Origin of the sequence: Aequorivita sp. KMM 9714 (genome assembly GCF_011065475.1) — a bacterium.
In the GTDB taxonomy this organism is placed as follows: domain Bacteria; phylum Bacteroidota; class Bacteroidia; order Flavobacteriales; family Flavobacteriaceae; genus Aequorivita; species Aequorivita sinensis.
In genome coordinates this window covers 138,263-160,169 of the sequence record NZ_JAAGRO010000006.1, presented here as the reverse complement: position 1 = coordinate 160,169, position 21,907 = coordinate 138,263, and the positions used below count along the sequence as shown (strand labels likewise).

Annotated in this window: 19 protein-coding genes; 14 read left to right on the top strand and 5 right to left on the bottom strand. The window is 34.3% G+C overall.

Annotated elements, in window-relative coordinates:
* Positions 1-130 precede the first annotated feature (130 nt).
* Positions 131-910 (top strand): S1/P1 nuclease, encoded by a 780-nt coding sequence (locus G3A46_RS12835; RefSeq protein WP_165150380.1) that lies wholly within the window; start codon positions 131-133, stop codon positions 908-910.
* Between the two features lie 126 nt (positions 911-1,036).
* Here G3A46_RS12835 and G3A46_RS12830 read toward each other — a convergent pair whose 3' ends face one another.
* The 3 genes from G3A46_RS12830 to G3A46_RS12820 all read right to left on the bottom strand — a co-directional run bounded on the left by G3A46_RS12830 (position 1,037) and on the right by G3A46_RS12820 (position 6,148).
* On the bottom strand, positions 1,037-1,387 hold the full coding sequence (locus G3A46_RS12830; protein WP_165150378.1) for a MauE/DoxX family redox-associated membrane protein: 351 nt from the start codon (positions 1,385-1,387) through the stop codon (positions 1,037-1,039).
* Positions 1,388-1,525: 138 nt separating this feature from the next.
* Positions 1,526-3,418 (bottom strand): molecular chaperone HtpG, encoded by a 1,893-nt coding sequence (gene htpG, locus G3A46_RS12825; RefSeq protein WP_165150376.1) that lies wholly within the window; start codon positions 3,416-3,418, stop codon positions 1,526-1,528.
* A 300-nt stretch (positions 3,419-3,718) separates the two neighbouring features.
* Positions 3,719-6,148, bottom strand: a complete 2,430-nt coding sequence (locus G3A46_RS12820) for a prolyl oligopeptidase family serine peptidase (RefSeq protein WP_165150374.1) — start codon at positions 6,146-6,148, stop codon at positions 3,719-3,721.
* A 205-nt stretch (positions 6,149-6,353) separates the two neighbouring features.
* On the opposite strand from G3A46_RS12820, the gene G3A46_RS12815 reads away from it, so the two are divergent.
* Entirely contained in the window at positions 6,354-7,361 is a 1,008-nt protein-coding gene (locus G3A46_RS12815) for a beta-ketoacyl-ACP synthase III (protein ID WP_165150372.1), read from the top strand.
* A 469-nt stretch (positions 7,362-7,830) separates the two neighbouring features.
* The gene (locus G3A46_RS12810; protein WP_165150370.1) at positions 7,831-8,190 is read left to right on the top strand and encodes a CoA-binding protein; all 360 of its coding nucleotides are present in this window, start codon (positions 7,831-7,833) and stop codon (positions 8,188-8,190) included.
* On the opposite strand, the gene G3A46_RS12805 is transcribed toward G3A46_RS12810, so the two are convergent.
* Complete coding sequence (locus G3A46_RS12805; protein ID WP_165150368.1) at positions 8,161-9,609, bottom strand: sodium:solute symporter; 1,449 nt, start codon at positions 9,607-9,609, stop codon at positions 8,161-8,163. The two genes, G3A46_RS12810 and G3A46_RS12805, sit on opposite strands and share 30 nt — an antisense overlap.
* A gap of 132 nt (positions 9,610-9,741) precedes the next feature.
* Between G3A46_RS12805 and G3A46_RS12800 the strand changes: the two genes are divergently transcribed.
* From G3A46_RS12800 to ftsY, 11 genes are all read left to right on the top strand, one after another.
* The gene (locus tag G3A46_RS12800; protein WP_165150366.1) at positions 9,742-12,231 is read left to right on the top strand and encodes a T9SS type A sorting domain-containing protein; all 2,490 of its coding nucleotides are present in this window, start codon (positions 9,742-9,744) and stop codon (positions 12,229-12,231) included.
* Between the two features lie 86 nt (positions 12,232-12,317).
* On the top strand, positions 12,318-12,938 hold the full coding sequence (recR, locus tag G3A46_RS12795) for a recombination mediator RecR (protein ID WP_139856098.1): 621 nt from the start codon (positions 12,318-12,320) through the stop codon (positions 12,936-12,938).
* 68 nt (positions 12,939-13,006) lie between these two features.
* Positions 13,007-14,128 carry a glycosyltransferase family 2 protein gene (locus G3A46_RS12790; RefSeq protein WP_165150364.1) on the top strand — a complete coding sequence of 374 codons (1,122 nt, stop codon included), beginning with the start codon at positions 13,007-13,009 and terminating at the stop codon, positions 14,126-14,128.
* 95 nt (positions 14,129-14,223) lie between these two features.
* The gene (locus G3A46_RS12785) at positions 14,224-15,549 is read left to right on the top strand and encodes a dihydrolipoamide acetyltransferase family protein (RefSeq protein ID WP_165150362.1); all 1,326 of its coding nucleotides are present in this window, start codon (positions 14,224-14,226) and stop codon (positions 15,547-15,549) included.
* Between the two features lie 114 nt (positions 15,550-15,663).
* Entirely contained in the window at positions 15,664-16,437 is a 774-nt protein-coding gene (locus G3A46_RS12780) for a 3'-5' exonuclease (RefSeq protein ID WP_165150360.1), read from the top strand.
* Positions 16,438-16,497: 60 nt separating this feature from the next.
* Positions 16,498-17,109 (top strand): fumarylacetoacetate hydrolase family protein, encoded by a 612-nt coding sequence (locus tag G3A46_RS12775; protein WP_165150358.1) that lies wholly within the window; start codon positions 16,498-16,500, stop codon positions 17,107-17,109.
* A 70-nt stretch (positions 17,110-17,179) separates the two neighbouring features.
* On the top strand, positions 17,180-18,427 hold the full coding sequence (locus G3A46_RS12770) for a competence/damage-inducible protein A (RefSeq protein WP_165150356.1): 1,248 nt from the start codon (positions 17,180-17,182) through the stop codon (positions 18,425-18,427).
* Between the two features lie 76 nt (positions 18,428-18,503).
* Complete coding sequence (gene rpmB, locus G3A46_RS12765; RefSeq protein WP_014782807.1) at positions 18,504-18,743, top strand: 50S ribosomal protein L28; 240 nt, start codon at positions 18,504-18,506, stop codon at positions 18,741-18,743.
* A gap of 27 nt (positions 18,744-18,770) precedes the next feature.
* Complete coding sequence (rpmG, locus tag G3A46_RS12760) at positions 18,771-18,953, top strand: 50S ribosomal protein L33 (protein ID WP_045081706.1); 183 nt, start codon at positions 18,771-18,773, stop codon at positions 18,951-18,953.
* A gap of 8 nt (positions 18,954-18,961) precedes the next feature.
* Positions 18,962-19,114 carry a DUF4295 domain-containing protein gene (locus G3A46_RS12755; RefSeq protein WP_139856086.1) on the top strand — a complete coding sequence of 51 codons (153 nt, stop codon included), beginning with the start codon at positions 18,962-18,964 and terminating at the stop codon, positions 19,112-19,114.
* 136 nt (positions 19,115-19,250) lie between these two features.
* The gene (gene ftsY / locus G3A46_RS12750) at positions 19,251-20,204 is read left to right on the top strand and encodes a signal recognition particle-docking protein FtsY (protein WP_165150354.1); all 954 of its coding nucleotides are present in this window, start codon (positions 19,251-19,253) and stop codon (positions 20,202-20,204) included.
* A gap of 80 nt (positions 20,205-20,284) precedes the next feature.
* Here the strand turns inward: ftsY and bshC are convergent, their stop codons facing one another.
* The gene (bshC, locus tag G3A46_RS12745; protein ID WP_165150353.1) at positions 20,285-21,901 is read right to left on the bottom strand and encodes a bacillithiol biosynthesis cysteine-adding enzyme BshC; all 1,617 of its coding nucleotides are present in this window, start codon (positions 21,899-21,901) and stop codon (positions 20,285-20,287) included.
* Positions 21,902-21,907 lie beyond the last annotated feature (6 nt).

The following is a 21,907-nucleotide window of genomic DNA, read 5'->3' as shown; positions in this document are numbered from 1 at the left end:
CTCTTATTCTTTTAACAAGCCGTTTATTGAAATATTGTATAAGCACATTCGCGATTCTGAAACATTTAATCAGTTTTAAGATTATAATTATTTAAGATGCTATCTTTGCATTCCTAAATTTTGAAATATCATGAATAAGCTTATCATAATTACTACTTTCTTTTTGTTTTGTTTGTCAACCGTTTTTGCATCTGAAGACTTCGGAAAAACGGGTCATAGAGCAGTAGGTGAAATTGCTCAAAAACATTTGAGTGAAACAGCTAAAAAACAAATATTTGAGTTGTTACAAGGTCAATCCTTAGCTTTAGTTTCTAATCATGGTGATGATATTAAAAGTGATAGAGCTTATGATTCTTATGGTCCTTGGCATTATGTAAGTTTTCCATTTGGTGAAAAATATGATGAACACCCTAAAAGCGAAAGAGGAGATCTAATTCAGGCTATTGAAACATGTATCGCTGTATTGAAGGACGACAAAAGCACTAAAGAAGATAAGGTTTTTCATTTAAAATTACTGGTTCATTTTATAGGAGATTTACACCAACCGCTTCATATAGGTTTAGCTGAAGATAAGGGAGGAAATGACTTCCAAGTACTTTGGTTTAAAAATGGAACTAACCTACATAAAGTATGGGATAGTAAAATGATAGATTCGTACAAGATGTCTTATACTGAGCTAGCTTCAAATATTGACGTTCTTAATGAAGAAGAAATTGAAGCAATTAAAAGTGGTTCGGTAAGAGATTGGATGTATGAAAGCCGTGAGCTTTGTGAGGATATCTACGCCAATACTGAAGTTGGACAAAAGCTAAGCTACGGGTATATGTATAAGTATATGGAGACTGTACGCTTCCAACTTCAAAAAGGAGGAGTCCGATTAGCTGGATTATTGAATGAGATTTTTGGCTAGTCGATAGCGTTTTAGTGGTGAGAGGTGAATAGGGGAAGGTCGTTGCTTCTCTGTATTTTGGCTTTCTACAGTGAAACGGTTTAGCTCTCTTTTACCTAATGCGTAATGATCTAAAGTTAGTATTTATTACGTATATAAATACGCCCAGTAAATCAATCCTAATTGCAAGGGGAATCTAACGATTAGAGCCCATTTTGGTAGCTTCATAGAAGCTTTTTTATCCTGCAACATATAAATGTGTACTGGTATAAATGCAATTAATAATGCTATTATACCCCAGGCCGCCATTTCTTGACTGTTTTTATTCATTAGCATAAATCCTAAAACCATTTCGGCTACACCACTAAGCATAACCATAGTGCTATGTGCAGGAATATATGGTGGCATAATGCGCTCATACAACTTTGGTTTTCTAAAGTGGTTCATTCCAGCGAGTACAAGCAGTACTCCCATTAAATATTGATGCCAAGGTAACATAGTTATTTTTTTAAGTTTTTAAATGTAGGCCTTTTTTAGATTTACAACAATAACGAATTGTTTAAAAAGACAAAAGCCTTTCTAATTCATGTTTAGAAAGGCTTTTAGAATATTTAATCTATTTGTTTTGCTTAAATACTACTTAATCATTTCGTAGCTACGCTTGATAAAAGCAGTAAGCTCTTCACCTTTTAGTAAGTTTTTACTCAATCTCGCTAAGTCTAAAGCTTGATTAACTAAACGCTCCTTTTTCTTATCGGTTTTAGTATTTAGTATTTCACTTACCAATTCGTGGTTTGTGTTTACAATTAGATTGTACATTTCTGGGAATCCACCCATTCCAAACATACCACCGCCTCCGGTTTTCTGCATATCTTTCATTCTACGCATAAATTCTGGCTCGGTAATAATAAATGGATTTGCATTGCTATCCATAGCCTCTAATTGAACAGTGAATTTTTCTTTTGGTATAACCCCGTCTAAGAAAGTTTTTAGCGTTTCCTTTTCTTCATCTGAAAGTTTAGAAATCTGCTCGTCGTCTTTCTTAATAAGATTTTCAACGTGATCACTATCTACTCGAACAAAAGAAACTTTTTCTTCGCTGCCTTCAATTTTTTGAAGTAGGTGAGTAACAATAGGAGAGTCTAATAGTAAAACTTCGTATCCTTTGTCTTTTGCAGCCTGAATATAACTGTGTTGTTCTTCTTTGTTTGAAGCATAAAGAACTACAAGTTTGTCATCCTTATCAGTCTGTGCGTCTTTTATTTTGTCTTTTAATTCAGAGAAAGTATAGAAAGCGTTATCTACAGTTGGGTAAAGAGCAAAGTCTTTTGCTTTGTCGAAGAATTTATCTTCAGTAAGCATACCGTATTCAATAACGATTTTAATATCGTTCCATTTCTTTTCAAAACCTTCGCGGTCGTTGTTAAATAAGCTCTTAAGCTTGTCTGCAACTTTTCTTGTGATATAGCTAGATATCTTTTTAACAGCACCATCTGCTTGTAAGTAGCTTCTAGATACGTTAAGTGGAATATCTGGACTATCAATAACTCCGCGTAGCATTGTTAGGAATTCAGGAACAATTCCCTCTACATTATCCGTTACGAAAACTTGATTTTGGTATAGTTGAATTTTATCCTTCTGAATGCTCATATCATTCGTCATCTTAGGGAAGTAAAGAATTCCTGTAAGATTAAACGGATAGTCTACATTTAGGTGAATATGGAAAAGAGGTTCCTCGAATTGCATTGGGTACATTTCTCGGTAAAACTCTTTATAATCCTTATCCTCAAGTTCAGTAGGTGCTTTTGTCCAAGCTGGATTAGGATTGTTGATTATATTGTCAACTTCCTGAGTTGGAGCTGGATCGTCTTCTTTTGCGTCTTCTGGCTTAGGAAGTGTTTCAGTACGAGTTCCAAATTTAATTGGAATAGGCATAAACTTGTTATACTTTACTAAAAGTTCACTTATACGTGATTCTTCTAAGAACTCTGTAGAATCTTCAGCTATATGAAGAATAATCTCTGTTCCTCTATCTTTTTTATCGACTTTTTCTAAAGTGAATTCTGGCGAACCGTCGCAAGTCCAATGTACTGCAGGTTGATCTTTAAAACTTTTAGAAATGATTTCAACTTTTTCAGCAACCATAAAAGCTGAGTAAAAACCAAGTCCGAAATGCCCGATAATTCCAGCGTCTTTTCCGTCTTTGTCTTTGTATTTTTCGATAAATTCTTCAGCACCAGAAAATGCAATTTGGTTGATGTATTTCTCAACTTCCTCAGCGCTCATCCCAATACCTTGGTCAATAATGCGTAGTTGCTTTTTCTCTTTGTCAAGTTTTACTTCAATAATAGGGTTACCATATTCTACCCCTTCAGCTTCTCCTATATTGGCAAGGTGCTTCAGTTTTAAAGTTGCATCTGTTGCGTTCGAAATTAATTCACGAAGAAATATCTCGTGGTCGCTGTATAAAAACTTCTTAATTAGTGGAAAAATATTATCCACTGATACATTGATAGTTCCTTTGCTCATTTTTTTTATAATTTATTTATTTCTTAATTGTACTCAGTGACTTTCAATAGTCAAAAAAAATACCAAGGATGCTAATGCTGACACCTTGTCACTGTATTGTAGAAATAAACTTTAACAAAACTTTGTTTAATCCTTTAACAATATCACTAAACAAAGAATGGTATATTTACAATTAAATAATTGGATATAAAATTGCTATGAAAAAGTAAAATGTCAATTATTTAATTGGTTAGGTTGTTTAAAAAGGGCGCATTAATAATGCGCCCTTTTTTAGTTCCAATAAATTATTTTTAGAAGCGTTTATTCGCCGCTAATCTTTCTGTTTTTTACATACTTTTCAAGCCACTCGTGTTGTTCCCATAATACGTGAAGAACACTTTCTTTTGCGCTATAACCGTGACTTTCCTTTGGAAGCATAACAAGTCGAGCAGTTGCGCCTAAACCTTTTAACGCATTGAAATATCGCTCACTTTGTAGTGGGTATGTTCCTGAGTTATTATCCGCCTCTCCGTGAATTAATAACAAAGGAAATTTCATTTTATCGGCATTCATAAAAGGAGACATAGTGTTATAGGTTTCAGGAGAATCCCAATAGCTTCTTTCTTCACTTTGAAATCCGAAAGGAGTAAGGGTTCTGTTATAGGCACCACTTCTAGCAATACCTGCAGCAAATAAATTTGAATGACTTAATAAATTTGCTGTCATAAATGCACCATAAGAGTGTCCTCCAACACCAACTCTGTTTCTGTCTATGTACCCCATTTCATCAACTGCATCTATTGCGGCTTTTGCATTTCCAACTAACTGAGCAACAAAAGAGTCGTTAGGCTCTTCATCACCTTCACCAACAATTGGGAACGCTGCATCATCTAAAACTACATATCCTTGAGTTACCCAGTAAATTGGAGATCCGTAATACGGGTATATAAACTCGTTAGGGTTTGTTGTACTTTGTGCAGCACTGCTTTTGTCTTTGTATTCACGCGGATAAGCCCAAAGAATCATCGGCATTTTTTCTTTGCTATTTACATCATATCCGATAGGTAAATACAAGGTGCCTTCAAGTTCTAAACCATCATCGCGTTTGTAACTGATAACTTCTTTGTGAACATCTTGAATGCTTTTAAATGGATTTTCAAATGAAGTAACTGGAGTTAAATCATTCTTCTTTTTAATGTTTCTGAAGTAATAATTAGGGTATTCATTCTGTGATTCTATGCGCACTAAAATCTTCCCTTTCTTCATATCAATAGCAGAGTTTAGATTTTCTAACTTATCGGTATAAGTAGATTCATAAACACGCTTAGTTTTTTGAGTTTTTAAATTGTATTCATCAATAAAAGGAAATTGTCCTTTTTCTGAAAAACCGTCACCCATTAGATAAGCTGTACCATTATTGATTTCTAAAACTCTTTCGTCATAATTGTTTCTAGTAGTTACAAAACTTCCCGGATCGCTATATCTATCTTGATAACTTCTATCGAAAATTATTTTTGGTGCTTGGGAAGCATTTGAAGGATTGAAAATATAACTCTTTGTGTTACGGTCGTTCCACCAGTAATCACTTGCAATTGCTAGGTTATCATTCCCCCAAGTTATACCAGAAAAACGATTGATAGTTTTAAGAAGCAATTTCTCTTTCCCATTAAAAGGAGCGGCTAATTCATAAACTGCATCTCTGTGATCTACTTTTACTTCTGGATCACCTTTGTCTTGCGCTTCAGCCCAATATAATGTAGCCGGTTTATCTGCGCGCCATCTCATGCTTCTTTTGCCTTCTCTAGTAGCCATAAATCCTTTTGGCTGTACTTCATTTAATGGTACATCGTTTACTTTTTGAATCAGTTTCCCGTTCTTGTCGTAAATATTTGTTTCAAATGGAAATCTGTAATAAGGAACTATGTATGAAAATGGTTTTTTTATGATATTCACCATAACATAACTCCCGTCTGGAGAGAAATCGATGTCGTCATACATAGCAGTAGGCAGAAAATCTGAAACTTCTCCGTTAAGTGTAATCTTTTTTATTGTTGAAAGCGCCAATTGCTCAAAGTTGTATTCGTCGTTAGGGCTACTTAATAAATCTTGATAGGTTCTGTTTTGAGCTTTTTCTCCATCGCTGATTGAAATTGTTGGACCTTCAGGTACGGCTTCTGAAGTATTTATTAACTCTTTTCTGTTGTTAGGAATAGCATTTACCAATAGTGCATTACTGTCTTTAAACCAATTGATGGGATTCCCCATATTTGCATTTAATTTAAGTGTACTTAGTTTCTTTGCACTACCTTTTTCAATATCTGCAATCCATAATTGAACACCATCGTCTGAGGTGTTTAAGAAAGCAACCATCTTTTCGTTTGGAGAGATAGAGAAATTAGAAATTCTTGCATTCTCAGGTAATCCAGTGATTTGCTTGGCATCCTTTGCTGTAGATTCTTTTACTTTTATATTGTTGAAATACCTTGTTCTACTTCCGATATTAGTTTTAGGGTTTATACGTAGACCTCCCAAACGAAGTTCGGTTTCAGAAAGTTCGGCAATAGATTTATATGCATCGCGGTAAAATAGCAACACGTTTTCCCCTTTACTGTCAATCCAAACTGAAGGTGCTAAAGGAGCATCAACAAGCTCTAAAATTTCTTTCGGGGGTTTTTGATACTTTAATTTCTCTTGTCCAAAAAAAGTTGTTGTTACAAATAAAAATGCAACAAATGCAATAATGTTTTTCATATTAAAATTTTTAAAAGCCTAAAGATATTCAAAATAATTATCCTAGGCGTTTTATAAAATAAGGAGTAAAGAGAATGTTTTAAAATGTGAGAACTTATAATCTTCTTCTTTAAAATCTATTATGCATGCATACTTTATTACGTTTAAATTACTTCCTTAAAAAAAAGTATATGTGTATCTTTCACGATTATTTAAAACTCTAAAAATGTATACTTCAAAAATTACTGGTCTTGGATATTATGTTCCCGAAAATGTTGTGACCAATGACGATTTGTCGAAATTAATGGACACTAATGATGCTTGGATTCAAGAGCGCACGGGTATTAAAGAACGCAGACATATTAAAAAGGGCGATGGGAACTCGACTTCTGTTATGGGAGTTAAAGCGGCTACCATAGCTTTAGACCGAGCTAAACTGGTTCCTAACGATATAGATATGATTGTTTTTGCTACGCTTAGTCCAGATATGTATTTCCCTGGAGGTGGAGTAGAAGTACAAGAAATGATGGGAATGAGAACGATTCCAGCACTAGATGTACGAAACCAATGTAGTGGTTTTATTTATGGACTTTCTGTTGCCGATCAATTTATTAAGACGGGTATGTATAAAAACGTTTTAGTAATCGGTAGTGAAAACCACAGTGGGGGATTAGATTTTACAACTCGTGGAAGAAACGTTTCAGTAATTTTTGGGGATGGTGCAGGAGCTGCTGTATTATCTAGAAATGAAGAGGGTGCCAATGGAATTTTATCTACTCATCTCCATAGTGAAGGCGCACATAAAAATGAACTTGCATTACAAGGGCCTAGCACCGCTCATTGGGTTCCAGAAATTATAGCTGAAAATCCTCAAGAAAATATTCCGTATTATCCTGTGATGAATGGGCAATTTGTGTTCAAACACGCTATAGTTCGTTTTGCTGAGGTAATTCAGGAAGGTTTGGATGCAAATAATCTTGAAGTAAAAGATATTGATATGTTAATTCCTCACCAGGCTAATTTACGTATATCGCAATTTATTCAGCACAAATTGAAATTAACAGACGATCAAGTTTTTAATAATATTCAGAAATACGGAAATACAACAGCTGCCTCAATTCCAATTGCGCTTACTGAAGCTTGGGAACAAGGTAAAATTAAAGAAGGAGATCTTGTAGTGTTAGCAGCTTTCGGAAGTGGATTTACTTGGGGAAGTGCAATTATAAGATGGTAAATTGATTTTTTTAAAATAAAGATGTGATAGTGAAACACCCATTTTTAAAAGGTTGTTTACTCATAAAATAAGATAGCCTTTCAGTATTTCTGAAAGGCTATTTCAATTACCTAAAATATGGAATAATTCGTTGAAGGCTAATTCAAATAAATTATAAAAATGAAACTTAGGATTATATGTGTTAGACGAAAAAACATCTTAATTGTTTCATTGTAAAACCTTATTTAACAATACAATAACATTTGAGTTTTAAAACAAACAAACCCGAAGTGTTTGCTTCGGGTTTGAAATATTACTGCAATTATTAACACTAACCATCAACGTAAAACTATTGCAGTAAAATAATATCTTACTTCTACTTTAATAAAGACGTTCAAAAAGTTATTATGTTTCATTGCTGCCTTCTTTTTAACTAACATTTATGATAATTTAGAACGTTGTATTGTATTTTTCCTAAAAACTAAATCAAATGAAAAAAACATTAGTGCTAGGCGCAAGTTTAAAGCCGAACCGATATTCTAATTTGGCAATAAATAGATTAGTGAATCACAATCACCTGGTTGAAGCGGTAGGTTTAAAAGAAGGTGAGGTTGCTGGCGTAAATATTGGTACAGAAAAGAAAGATTTTGAAGATATTGATACAGTAACCTTATATCTAAATCCAAAACGACAAGAAGAATACTACAACTATATTATTTCGCTAAAACCGAAGCGAGTGATCTTCAATCCAGGTACTGAAAATCCTGAATTCTACACACTTCTTAAAGAAAATAATATTGAAGCTGAGGTTGCTTGTACTTTAGTTCTTTTGGGTACGAATCAGTATTAGACCTAAGAATGTAAGTACTCCATTTAAGATTAATATAAAAAAGCCGAATTCAAAGTTTAGGTACAATGAGCTTAGATGGCTTATACCATACCCTATGAATGGAGTTGCAATTGCAATTAACGGAACAAGTTTATCTTTTACATTCCATTTTGTAAAGAGACCGTAAGCATACAAGCCTAACAGAGGGCCGTAGGTGTAACCTGCAAAAACAAAGAGTTTGGATATTACAGAATCATCTGCAATAACATATTTAAAGATGATAATTACAAATATTAATAATAGCGAAAATAAAATGTGAATGAGCTTTCGCATTTTAATTTGCTTCTTTTCATCATACCTCTTTTCAATATCCAGTATATCGATACTAAAGGAGGTGGTTAGTGCCGTTAAAGCGCTATCTGCACTACTATAAGCTGCAGCTATTAGGCCTAAGATAAACAACACAGCTACACCCATCCCAAATACGCTTTCCTGCGCAGCAAGGGTTGAGAAAAGTTGATCTTTGTGAGCATCTATTCCATTTTGTTCAGCGTACACAGTAAGTAATAACCCTAAAGTTAAGAATACAAAATTTACAATTGTAAGTACAATAGTAAACCAAAACATATTTTTTTGAGCGTCTTCTAAGTTGCGACAAGTAAGGTTTTTTTGCATCATATCCTGGTCTAGACCTGTCATTACAATTGCAATAAAAGCACCACTTATAAACTGCTTTACAAAATGATCTCCCGATCTCCAATCGTCAAAAAAGAATATCTGGCTCATTTCACTTTCAGCTACAAATGTAAAAAGACTGCTCCCAGAAAGACCTAAATCTGTGGCTACATAATAGACAGCAACTCCCACTGCAATTAGCATAAATAAGGTTTGTAGAGTATCTGTCCAAACAATGGTTTTTATTCCACTTTTAAAAGTATAGAGCCAAATCAATAAAATTGTAATAGTTACTGTTACCCAAAAAGGAATATTCAAATCGTCAAAGATTAAACTTTGCAACACTACAGCAACTAAATAAAGGCGGAAACTTGCCCCAACAACTCTTGATAATAGAAAAAATGAAGCCCCCGTTTTATAAGAAGCGTTTCCAAACCTTCCTTCTAAGTAGGTGTAAATTGAAGTGAGGTTTAAACGATAGTAGAGTGGAAGTAAAACGGTTCCAATTACTGCATAACCTACTATATAGCCTAAAACAACCTGAAAATAGCTGAATTTTGAAGCTTCAACCCAACCGGGAACTGATATAAAAGTTACTCCGCTTAACGAAGCGCCAATCATACCAAACGCAACCAAGTACCAAGGCGATTGTTTTCCAGCCTTAAAAAAATCAGCATTACTTCCACCCTTATTAGTTAAGTAGGAAATAAAAATTAAAGCTAAAAAATATCCAATGATTAATAAAAGTATGTGTAAGGGTTGCATATTATACTAGACTATAATAATTAGGAATTCGTCTGCGTAAAAATACAAAGTTTGATTTCCCTACCCATTTTATTTTTAATACATTTGATGACTTTACTCAAATTAACTTATAACTACCTAAAAACTAAAAAGATGCGTTTTAAATTACTACTGCTTTTTACCCTTTTATTTAGTTCTTTAGCCATTCAGGCTCAAGAATATTTACGAATGATTGATGCTGGCACCTATAAAGTGCAAGATATTATAGATAGTGCCGAAGCCCATTTCGAAGGAAAGGATAAAGGCCGTGGCACCGGATATAAACAATATAAGAGATGGGAGTATAACGCTCTTAGAATGGTTCAAGAAGACGGATATTTGGCTTCTAATGCTGATCGTTTAAGAGAACTAGAAAATTGGAATGCATATGTAAATAGTACTGCTGAAAATAGAATGGTTCTTCCAGATAGCTGGCAAGAAATGGGACCAGATAATTGGAACGCAACTTCAGGATGGAATCCTGGTGTAGGTAGAATTACTTCAGTAGCTATTGAAGAAGGGAACGAAAACCATATTATTGTTGGTGCTAACACCGGAGGTGTTTGGAAAACTACTGATGGAGCACAAACTTGGACTCCTTTAAATGACTACTTTTCAAATATGAAGGTTTATGCTGTTGCTATGGATCCAACCGATGCTAACACTTACTTCTTTGGAGCAACTAATGGAGATATTTTTAAATCAACAGATGCTGGAGCAACTTGGAGTTTATTAGCAACAATAGGGAATAGTGTTGTAAATAGAATTTTAATCCACCCAACCAATAGCGATATAATGTTTGCAACTGCCGAAAATGTTGGAATTTATGCTACTACAGATGGTGGAGCAACTTGGACAACTGCAGTTTCAGACTCAAGAGGGTATGACTTAGAATTTAAACCAGGAGACCCTTCAGTAGTTTATGCTTCAGGAACCGGATTTCATAAATCAACAGATGGAGGAGCAACTTTTACAACCATCAGCGGATTTAGCAGTGGAGCAAAAATGATAGGTGTTTCGGCAGCAAATCCAGAGGCAGTTTATGTGGTAGAAGCGTTTCAAAATAGATTTGGTGGATTTTATTCATCTGTAGATGGAGGTAATACATTTACAAAGCTTAATCACGGTAACAAAAACTATTTTGGTTATAGTACAACTGGAAATGACAATAACGGACAAGCTCCTAGAGATATGGCGATTGCTGTAAATCCTTCAGATGCTAATGAAGTGCATATTGCAGGTATCCTTTCTTGGAGATCTATGGATGCAGGAGTGACTTTTGAAATTACTTCAGATTGGATTCCTGGGAATGCTGCTACACAAAACATCGGCTATTGTCACGCCGATATTGATGATATGCTATTCCACGGAACTACACTTTATGCGGTTACTGATGGAGGAATTTTTAAAGCTGAAAACACGGCTACAATAAACGCTTCATATTTTGAAGATCTTACAGAAGGGCTAGGGATTCGTCAATTTTATAAAATTGGTATTTCACAAACAGAAGATGTAGTTGTATCTGGTGGGTCGCAAGATAATGGTACTTCTTTCTACACTTCTTCAACTGGATGGAGAGATTGGATTGGTGCTGACGGAATGGAAACATTTATAGACAAGGACAATACAAACTTTATGTATGGTACTAGTCAATTTGGTCAATTATACCGAACTCAGAATGGAGGAAATAGTCTAATTCAAATTAATGAACCAGGAACGGGTTCAGGGAATTGGGTAACACCTTTTGAGCAAGATCCAATAGTTCAAAATACTATATATGTTGGTTACAATCGAGTTTATAAGTCAGCTAACTTAGGTGCTTCTTGGACTCCAATTTCTCAAAATTTTGGAGGTAACTTAAACAATTTAAAAATTTACGAAAGGAACAATCAAATTATGTATGCATCAAGAGGTGCATTAATGTATAGAACTACCGATGGTGGTGCTACAGATTGGGAGCAAGTTGGAATTCCAGGAGGATTGATTAATTCAATTGCAATTCACCCTGTAGATCCTAATAAAATTGCAGTAGCTACCACAAGTGCAAATAAAGTGATGGTATCCGAAGATGGAGGGGATACTTGGAGTAGTTACAGTCTAAATCTTCCAAACTTTTCAGCTTTAGCAGTTGTTTGGCAAAACAACAGTAAGGATGGTCTTTATTTAGGTATGGATTATGGCATTTATTATATAGATAACACTTTTACCGAATGGCAACCTTTTAGTAATCTATTACCAAATGTTCAAATTAATGAACTGGAGATTAACTATGCAAACGGAATGATTTACGCAGGTTCGTATGGTAGAGGTCTTTGGGTTTCTCCAGTAGTTGAAGGTACAATGGGAGTTAATAAAAATACTTTTGAATCTTCTGTAAGTGTGTATCCAAACCCAGCGGATTCTCAAATTACTATCGGATTACAAAATCCAATAAATGCAGAAATTAGAATTTTTGATATTTCAGGAAAACTATTAATGTATCAAGCTGATGCATTTATCGCAAACAAATACACTATGGATGTTTCATCATTGAATTCAGGTGTTTACTTTGTGCGTTTAAATACAACTGCAGGTACAGCAATTAAAAAGCTTGTAATTAATTAATACAAATTTAATCCAAGTTAGGAATGCTTCAGGAAAATCATTTTTTTCTGAAGCATTTTTTTTAACTTGTCGGCAGGATTTTAGCTATGGAATTTTCTTCAAAATTACTTGAGAACGCGGTAAACGAAATGTCCCAACTCCCTGGAATTGGAAAACGTACAGCTTTGCGTTTAGTGCTTCATTTATTAAAACAGCCAAAGGAGCAAACCCAGAAATTGGCTGCTAGTTTGGTGAAAATGCGGGAAGAGATAAACTTTTGCTCAAATTGTCACAATATTAGTGATTCAAAACTATGTGAGATTTGCGCTAACCCTAACCGAAACGAAAAAATTGTTTGTGTGGTAGAAGACATTCGCGATGTAATGGCGATTGAAAACACAAGTCAGTATCGCGGACATTACCACGTTTTAGGAGGTAAAATATCACCTATGGATGGAATTGGCCCTGGTGATCTAACGGTTCCATCACTTGTTGAAAAAGTGAAATCTGGAAATATTACCGAGCTTATTTTTGCTTTAAGTTCTACTATGGAAGGGGATACCACCAACTTTTATATCTTTAAACAAATTGAACCTTATAACATTATTACAACTACTATCGCTCGTGGTATTTCTGTAGGTGATGAGTTGGAATATGCAGATGAGGTAACTTTAGGGCGAAGTATACTTCATCGTATCCCATTTGAATCGTCCTTAAAAAACAATTAGATTTGAATCAATTACTTCAAAATAATAAAACCATCTTAGCCTTTAATTTTTCAAAATAATCTGTACTGATGAAATTATCTGTAGTTATACTTAATTATAATGTGCGGTACTTTTTAGAACAGTGCATACTGTCTGTTGAAAAAGCTATTGAGAATATTGACGCTGAAATTATCGTGATAGATAATGATTCTAAGGACGATAGTTGTGAGGTGGTAAAAACTCAGTTTCCAAACGTAGTTCTTATTCAAAATAAGGAAAATGTAGGATTCAGTAAAGCAAATAATCAAGCAGTATCCGTAGCCAAAGGGGAATATGTGTGTATATTAAATCCAGATACTGTTGTAGCTGAAGACGCACTTGTAAATGCAATTAAATATTCTGAAAATGTAAAAAATATTGGCGCTTTAGGTGTTTATTTAATGGACGGTACAGGTAATTTTTTGCCTGAAAGTAAACGGAATTTACCAACACCAAAAGTATCTATGCTGAAGTTGTTAGGTTTTACAAAAAAGTATTATACCTCTCATTTGGCAGAAAACTCTAGTGGTGAAGTTGAAATATTGGTTGGTGCATTTATGCTTGTAAAACGAAGTATTTACAATGAAGTTGGTGGATTTGATGAAGATTACTTTATGTATGGTGAGGATATAGACTTGTCTTATAAATTTACTAAAGCCGGGTATAAAAACCATTATTTAGGGAAAAGTACTGTTCTTCACTATAAGGGAGAAAGCACTAAAAAAGACAAAGCGTATTTTGAGCGTTTTTATGGTGCAATGCAGATTTTTTACGAAAAACATTTTAATAATAATGCATTGCTTAAAAATTCGGTTTCTCTAGGGGTTGCCCTTGCAAAAAATGCATATAGATTCACCTCAAGTAAAAAAAACAAAGAAAATTTACAGCTAGAAAAACATTATGTTTTTACTGAAAATGTTGAATTAATTGAAAAGCTTTCAGATAAAATGAAGCTACATTTTCAAATGGCATCAAAAAATGTTCATGAGCAGGTTGTTTTGAAAAATAGCTTATTAGTTTTTGATAATGACTATGTTACAAATGGTGAAATCTTTCGGTTGATGAAACAATTGAAAGGAAAAGGCAACCATTTTAGGATAAAACCGCGAGGTCGCAACTTTATAATTGGGAGTGACCAAAGTGATGAAAAAGGTGGTGTAGTAGTTTTTTAAGAAATTTGAAACAGAAGACGAGCAAATTTTGACTAATTTTGCAACGTTTTTAAAATAAGGCTTGCGCCTTCCAAATTCGATATTGAAATTATATTATGGCAAAATTTGAATTGAAACTACCCAAAATGGGCGAAAGTGTTGCAGAAGCAACCTTAACAAACTGGCTAAAAGAAGTAGGTGATACTATTGAAGCTGATGAGGCAGTGCTAGAAATCGCTACCGATAAAGTGGATAGCGAAGTTCCCAGTGAGGTAGATGGTGTGTTAGTTGAAAAACTATTTGATGTAGATGATGTTGTGCAAGTGGGACAAACCATTGCTATTATTGAAACCGAAGGAGGGGCTGATGAAACTCCAAAAACTGAAAATACTTCAAAAGCTACTGCTGATTCAACAACTGAACAAGCTGTAAAAGAAGTTGAAAAGCAATTTGAAGCTGCAAAACAAGAAACTCATACTCCTATTGAAAATACTGGCGATCGTTTTTATTCTCCATTAGTGAAGAATATTGCTGCTGCTGAAGGTATTTCACAAGCAGAGTTAGATGGTATATCTGGAACTGGTAAAGACGGCCGTGTTACTAAAAACGACATTCTTGCCTACGTAGAAAACCGTTCTTCTGCTAAAACTGTTGCTCCAGCACAAGCCACTGCAACTGCAACTCCTGCGGCAAAAGAAGCTCCAAAAGCTAAAACTCCAATATCGGTAAATGGAGGTGATGAGATAATTGAAATGTCTAGAATGGGTAAATTAATTGCCCATCATATGGTTGAAAGTGTTCAAACATCTGCACACGTACAGTCATTTGTAGAATGTGATGTTACTAATATTTGGAATTGGAGAAATAAAGTAAAAGCATCTTTTGCTAAGCGCGAAGGTGAAAACTTAACTTTTACTCCAATATTTATGGAGGCTGTAGCGAAAGCGCTAAAAGACTTTCCAATGATGAATATTGCCGTAGATGGTGATAAGATTATCAAAAGAAAAAATATAAACTTAGGTATGGCTGCTGCCTTACCTGATGGAAACTTAATTGTTCCTGTAATTAAAAATGCAGATCAGTTAAACTTGCTTGGAATGAGTAAGGCTGTAAACGACCTTGCAGTACGTGCTCGTGAAAACAAGCTTAAACCAGACGATATCCAAGGTGGCACTTACACAGTTACTAACGTCGGAACATTTGGTAGCATTATGGGAACTCCAATTCTTAATCAACCACAAGTAGGTATTTTAGCTCTTGGAGCAATTAGAAAAGTACCTGCTGTTATAGAAACTCCAGAAGGTGACTTTATTGGAATACGTTACAAAATGTTCTTGTCGCATAGTTACGACCACAGAGTTGTAAACGGTGCATTAGGAGGGCAATTTGTAAAGCGTGTTGCAGATTACCTAGAAGATTGGGATGTAAATCGTGAGATTTAATTGAGATAAACAATACGTTAAAGGGGGATTTTGTATTCAAAATCCCCCTTTTCTTTTTTATAAATTCTTTCAAAACTTCAATAAGAAGTATCTTTACTTTTTTAAAATAAAAAAATGGAACTGAACCTAAAAAAACCAATCTGTTTTTTCGATCTTGAAACCACAGGTGTAAATGTAGCTAAAGACAGAATTGTTGAAATCGCAATCCTAAAAGTATTTCCAAATGGGAATAAAGAAAGTCATACTTGGCGTGTAAACCCAGGAATGCCTATTCCACCAGAATCTACAGCTATACACGGAATTAGCGATGAAATGGTTGCTAACGAACCTACGTTTAAAGATCTTGCACCAAAAGTTTATGGATTGATAAAAGATAGTGACCTTGGCGGATTTAACTCAAATAGATTCGATATTCCACTGCTTGCTGAAGAATTGCTTCGAGCAGAAATAGACTTTGATTTGAAAAAAGCCCTTGCGGTTGACGTTCAGACCATCTTCCATAAAATGGAAAAGAGAACATTAGAAGCAGCATATAGATTTTACTGTAACAAAGACCTTCTAGATGCTCATAGTGCCGCTGCCGATACAAATGCCACTTACGAGGTTTTAAAGGCGCAATTAGAGCGTTATCCAGACTTGGAGAACGATATAGCTTCCTTAGCAGATTTTAGTTCTCATAAGGACCATGCAGATTTTGCGGGATATATAAGTTATGATGAGAATGGAGAAGAGGTTTTTTCATTCGGAAAGTATAAAGGTAAGTTAGTAACAGAAATATTAGATAAAGATTCTGGTTATTTCGGATGGTTGCTTAATGCCGATTTTCCATTGTATACCAAAAAAGTGCTTACACGAATTAGACTTCAGAAATTGAATACAAAACTTTAAGAAAATCATCTCTTTTGATAACTGACAGTATTTCTAATTTCAAATAATAAATTTTACAATATGAAAATAATCTGCGTAGGGAGAAATTACACAGAACATATTAAGGAACTAGATAATGTTGTTCCTGATGAGCCAATATTGTTTTTAAAACCAGATTCGGCTATACTATTAAAAAAGCAACCATTTTACATTCCTGAATTTACAAATGAAGTTCATCACGAAGTTGAAGTGTTGGTGAAAATCAATAGAATAGGGAAGCATATAGATCGTAAGTTTGCACATAAATACTACGATGAAATAGGTTTGGGTATTGATTTCACAGCGAGAGATTTACAAAAGAAACTAAAAAGCGATGGTCTTCCTTGGGAAAAAGCGAAGGCATTTGATGGTTCGGCTGTAATTGGAAATTTTATATCAAAAAATGAGATTGAAGATATTGACGATTTACATTTCAGTCTAAAACGCAATGGGGAGGTTGTTCAACATGGCAGCACAAAGCAGATGATGTGGAAAATAGATGCCTTAATCGAAAATATTTCAAAATACTTCACTTTAAAAATTGGAGATGTTATTTTCACCGGTACACCATCAGGCGTTGGGCCTGTTTCTGTAGATGATGTATTACAGGGGTATATTGAAGAAAAAGAAATGTTTTCAATAAAAATAAAGTAAAGAAATATCATTCTGACAATATCTTCAAAATTGTCAATGGAAGGTATGCTTTTCAAAAAAAACAATGTAAATGCTAGCAGAGATTATAACCATAGGAGATGAAATTCTCATTGGTCAAATTGTAGATACAAATTCGGCTTTTATTTCGAAAGAGCTTGATAAAATAGGGGTAAAAGTATATCAAATTACTTCGGTTCAGGACGATCGTGAGCATATATTGCAAGCTTTTGAAGACGCTGAAAAACACGCCGATTTAATTATTGTTACTGGAGGACTTGGCCCTACTAAAGACGATATTACTAAACGTACTTTTTGCGATTATTTTGAGGATACTTTGGTGGAAGACTCAGAAATAGTTGAAAATATTAAGCAATTATTTAAAAACTATCAGCTCGGGGAGCCTTTGCCGTCAAATATACAACAGGCACTCGTTCCTTCTAAAGCAAAAGTTTTAATGAATCATTATGGAACCGCACCTGGAATGTGGATGGAGAAGGATAAAACTGTTTTTGTTTCATTGCCAGGCGTTCCCTACGAAATGAAAAATTTGTTAAAGGATCAAGTTTTACCTCTAGTAATAAAACGCTTTAATAGGCCGTTTATTTACCACAAAACACTTCTTACCTATGGAATGGGTGAAAGTGCTGTTGCAGATAGAATTGCAGATTGGGAAAATAATTTACCTGAAAATATAAGATTAGCGTATTTGCCTTCACTAGGAAAAGTGCGTTTGCGACTATCATCTAGTGGTACCGACGAAAATGCTTTAAAAGAAAGTATAGATTCCCGAATGGAAGTTTTATCTGATATGCTTTCGGATATTGCTATAGGTTTTGAAGATGAAACGACTATTGTAGGAAAGATTGCACATATTTTAAATGAAAAGCAACGAACATTAAGCTTAGCAGAAAGTTGTACAGGAGGGGCGATTGCAAGCCAGATAACTGCGGAGCCTGGAGCTTCATCATTTTTCTTAGGAAGTATTATTCCGTATAAAACAGAATTAAAGACAAAAGTTTTAGGTGTGCCGGCTTCACTTATTGAAGAATTTTCAGTTGTAAGTGTTGAGGTTGCTGAAAGTATGGCTTTAAATTCGTGTAGGCTATTTGATACAGATTACGCAATTGCCACAACAGGAATTGCAGGACCAACAAAAGGAGATGGCGCAGATGAAGTTGGAACAGTTTGTATTGCAATAGCATCTCGAAATGAAGTTTTTTCAGAAAAATTTAATTTTGGAAATGATCGCTATCGTGTGATTACAAAGGCGGCAAACAAATCTTTTGAGATGTTATTAAAAGAAATTTCAAAAAACTAATTTCCTTTTGTTGTACAACACGAAAGAATTACTTAAATTTGCACCCTGTTTTAAAATAACTAATAAAGTTAAGGAAATGTCAAGAGTTTGTGAACTTACCGGAAAGAAAGCGATGGTTGGAAATAACGTGTCGCACGCGATGAATAAAACCAAACGTAAGTTTGATGTAAATTTGCTTAAAAAGCGTTTTTATATACCAGAAGAAGACAAGTGGGTAACACTTAGAGTTTCAGCTTCTGCTATTAAAGATATCAATAAAAAAGGTATTTCTGCGGTTATGAAAGAAGCGCGTGAAAAAGGCTTTTTAACTAAATAATTGCAATAATCAATAAAGTCTATTACAATGGCTAAAAAAGGAAATAGAGTACAAGTAATTTTGGAGTGCACTGAGCATAAGGAATCTGGTAAACCAGGAACTTCTCGCTACATCACTACCAAAAACAAAAAGAATACACCGGATAGAATGGAGTTGAAGAAATTCAACCCAATTCTTAAGAAAATGACGGTTCATAAAGAGATTAAATAAGAGATAAAATGGCAAAGAAATCAGTAGCATCGTTACAGACAGGTTCAAAACGTTTAACCAAAGCTATTAAAATGGTTAAATCGGAAAAATCAGGAGCATATACATTTACTGAGGCTATTATGTCTCCAGAGATGGTAAACGACTGGTTAAACAAAAAATAACCAGATTAAAATATTGAGTTAAAGCCACTTTTTTACGAAGGTGGCTTTTCGTATTTTTGTTATTTAAAAAATAGTCAGGTATATAATTGAGCTGATAATAGCATAAATTTATAACCTTTAACCGACCACGGAAACCATGAGTATATTTAAAAGGATATTCTCCAAGGAGAAAAAAGAAACACTTGATAAAGGGCTAGAAAAAACTAAAACATCTTTCTTCGATAAGCTTAGTAAAGCTGTAGCTGGAAAAAGCAAGGTTGATGATGAGGTTTTAGATAACCTTGAAGAGGTATTGGTTTCTAGTGATGTTGGTGTAAATACTACCTTAAAAGTAATTGAAAGAATTGAAGAGCGAGTTGCTAGGGATAAATACCTAGGTACTGACGAGCTAAATAAAATTCTTCGCGAAGAAATTGCTGGGCTTTTAAGTGAAATAGATTCTGGTAACGCTACCGAATTTGAAATGCCACAAGATAAAAAACCATACGTTATTATGGTTGTTGGTGTAAACGGTGTAGGTAAAACTACTACCATTGGGAAATTGGCTTATCAATTTAAAAAAGCAGGTAAGAAAGTAGTTTTAGGTGCTGCCGATACTTTCCGTGCTGCAGCTATCGATCAATTACAAATATGGGCTGATAGAACTGATGTGTCTATCGTTAAACAAAGTATGGGTAGTGATCCTGCTAGTGTTGCTTTTGACACCTTACAGAGCGCAGTAAATCAAAATGCTGATGTTGTAATTATAGATACGGCAGGGCGTCTTCACAATAAAGTAAACTTAATGAACGAGCTTACTAAAGTAAAACGTGTGATGCAGAAAGTTATACCAGATGCGCCTCACGATGTGCTTTTAGTTTTAGATGGTTCTACTGGGCAAAATGCATTTGAACAGGCTAAACAATTTACAGCTGCAACCGAAGTTACCTCTCTAGCGGTTACTAAACTTGACGGTACTGCAAAAGGTGGAGTTGTTATTGGTATAAGCGACCAATTTCAAATTCCAGTAAAATATATTGGAGTAGGTGAAGGGATGGAAGATCTTCAGGTATTTAATAAGATTGAATTTGTGGATTCGTTCTTCAAATAAATCACATAATATAACTTTATTAAAAAACCCACCTTTATAAATTTAAAGGTGGGTTTTTATGTTTCTTGTGAAGTTGAAACTTAAACTTCAATAATTGTAAAAGATAAATTTAAAGGATCTAAATTCTCTTTAATGATGTCTAATATTTCTTCTCCATTATCTAAGTAGAAGTTTGAAAAATTTAGGTTTCTCTCTTGTAAACTTCCCTTTGGGAAAAGAGTATCTTGAATGTTTTTTACAGGGTTTAATTTTTCAGAAAGTTTTCTTTTTTGAGCTTTTAGTAATCTGGACTCAAGATTATCTAGACCGTTAAGTTGTTTTTTCTCTTGAGCAGCAACAGCACCAAGAAACGACTTGTCCGTTTTTTCAGCTAGCACATATAAATCTTTAAATTGTTGTTTTAAAAATTCTCTTTGTTTAGAAAAATCAATTTCAATATCTGAAATTTTATGAACGTGCTTGGTAGTTAACTCTTGTTGTGGAAGAAATAAATCTTCAACAGAAACGTCATAAGTTTCTAGCTCTTCCAATAATTTTTTAGGAGCTATTAAAGCTGAATTTCTCAATAAAAGAATAGGAAATGGAACTTTTACCTCATTAAAATAATCTTTTAATTGAAACCAATACGCTAGTTCACCGCCTCCACCAATATAACAGAGGTTTGGTAAAACGGCTTCTTGATATAATGGACGTAGTAAGGCATTTGGAGAAAAGCACTGTGGGTTATCATTTATTTCGGCTAAAATCTCCTCCTTAGAAAATGAGATTTCAGTGTTATTCACGTAAAAATCACCTTCACTTTCTATGATACGTTCCCTAATATTCTTATTTAAGTAAAATAAATTAACCTCTCGAGGATGCACCTGTTCTGAATGACCTAAGTCGGTAAGTTTTTTAGTGGTTTCAGAAACTTTTTTGAAACTAAGATTTTCAGTTATTTCTTTTTCAGCATAAGGAATGAAATATTTCTTTAAAACCTCATCATTGCCATCAACAATTACTAATCCAGATTCAAAAAACAATGTATTGGCTAAGTGTCGAGTGGCATCAGCTAAATTGTCATTTTTTAAATAAGCGTCAGAAAAATATCTAAGAAGCTCTTTAGCATTTTCACTGTTGCCAAATTGTGTTTTTAATTTTTCAAAAACTTCATTTAAGCCTTCAGTATTTAATTCTCCAACAGCACCAGAAGAATTTCTGTCCCATTTAACCTTTTCAATCCTGGAAGTATTATTGTTTTTGTAAGTGTTAAAATAGTTTATCTCTTCAAAATCGTGATCTTCTGTTGCCATCCAATAAACGGGAACAAAATTAAAATTAGGATAGTGCTCCTTTAGCTTTTCACATAAGTTTATCGTTGAATATATTTTGTAAAGAAAATATAGTGGCCCGGTAAAAAGGTTGAGCTGATGCCCAGTTGTTACGGTAAAAGTTGTGTTTTCCTTAAGCAAGTCTAAGTTGGTTAACGTAGCTTGGGATATAGAGTTGTACCCGTATTGCAACATAATCTGTTTAGACAATAACCGTCTCTGACGAATATTAAAACTATTTTGTTTCTCTTCAATTTGAAGTTTGAAGTTCTCCAAGTTTGGAAAACGATTATAAAAAGGAATTAATGATTTTTCTTCTGCTAAATAGTCGCAGATAAGTTTAGAAAAATAACCGGTCTCTTTATAAGGAATAGATTTAATTGGCATGTGCTA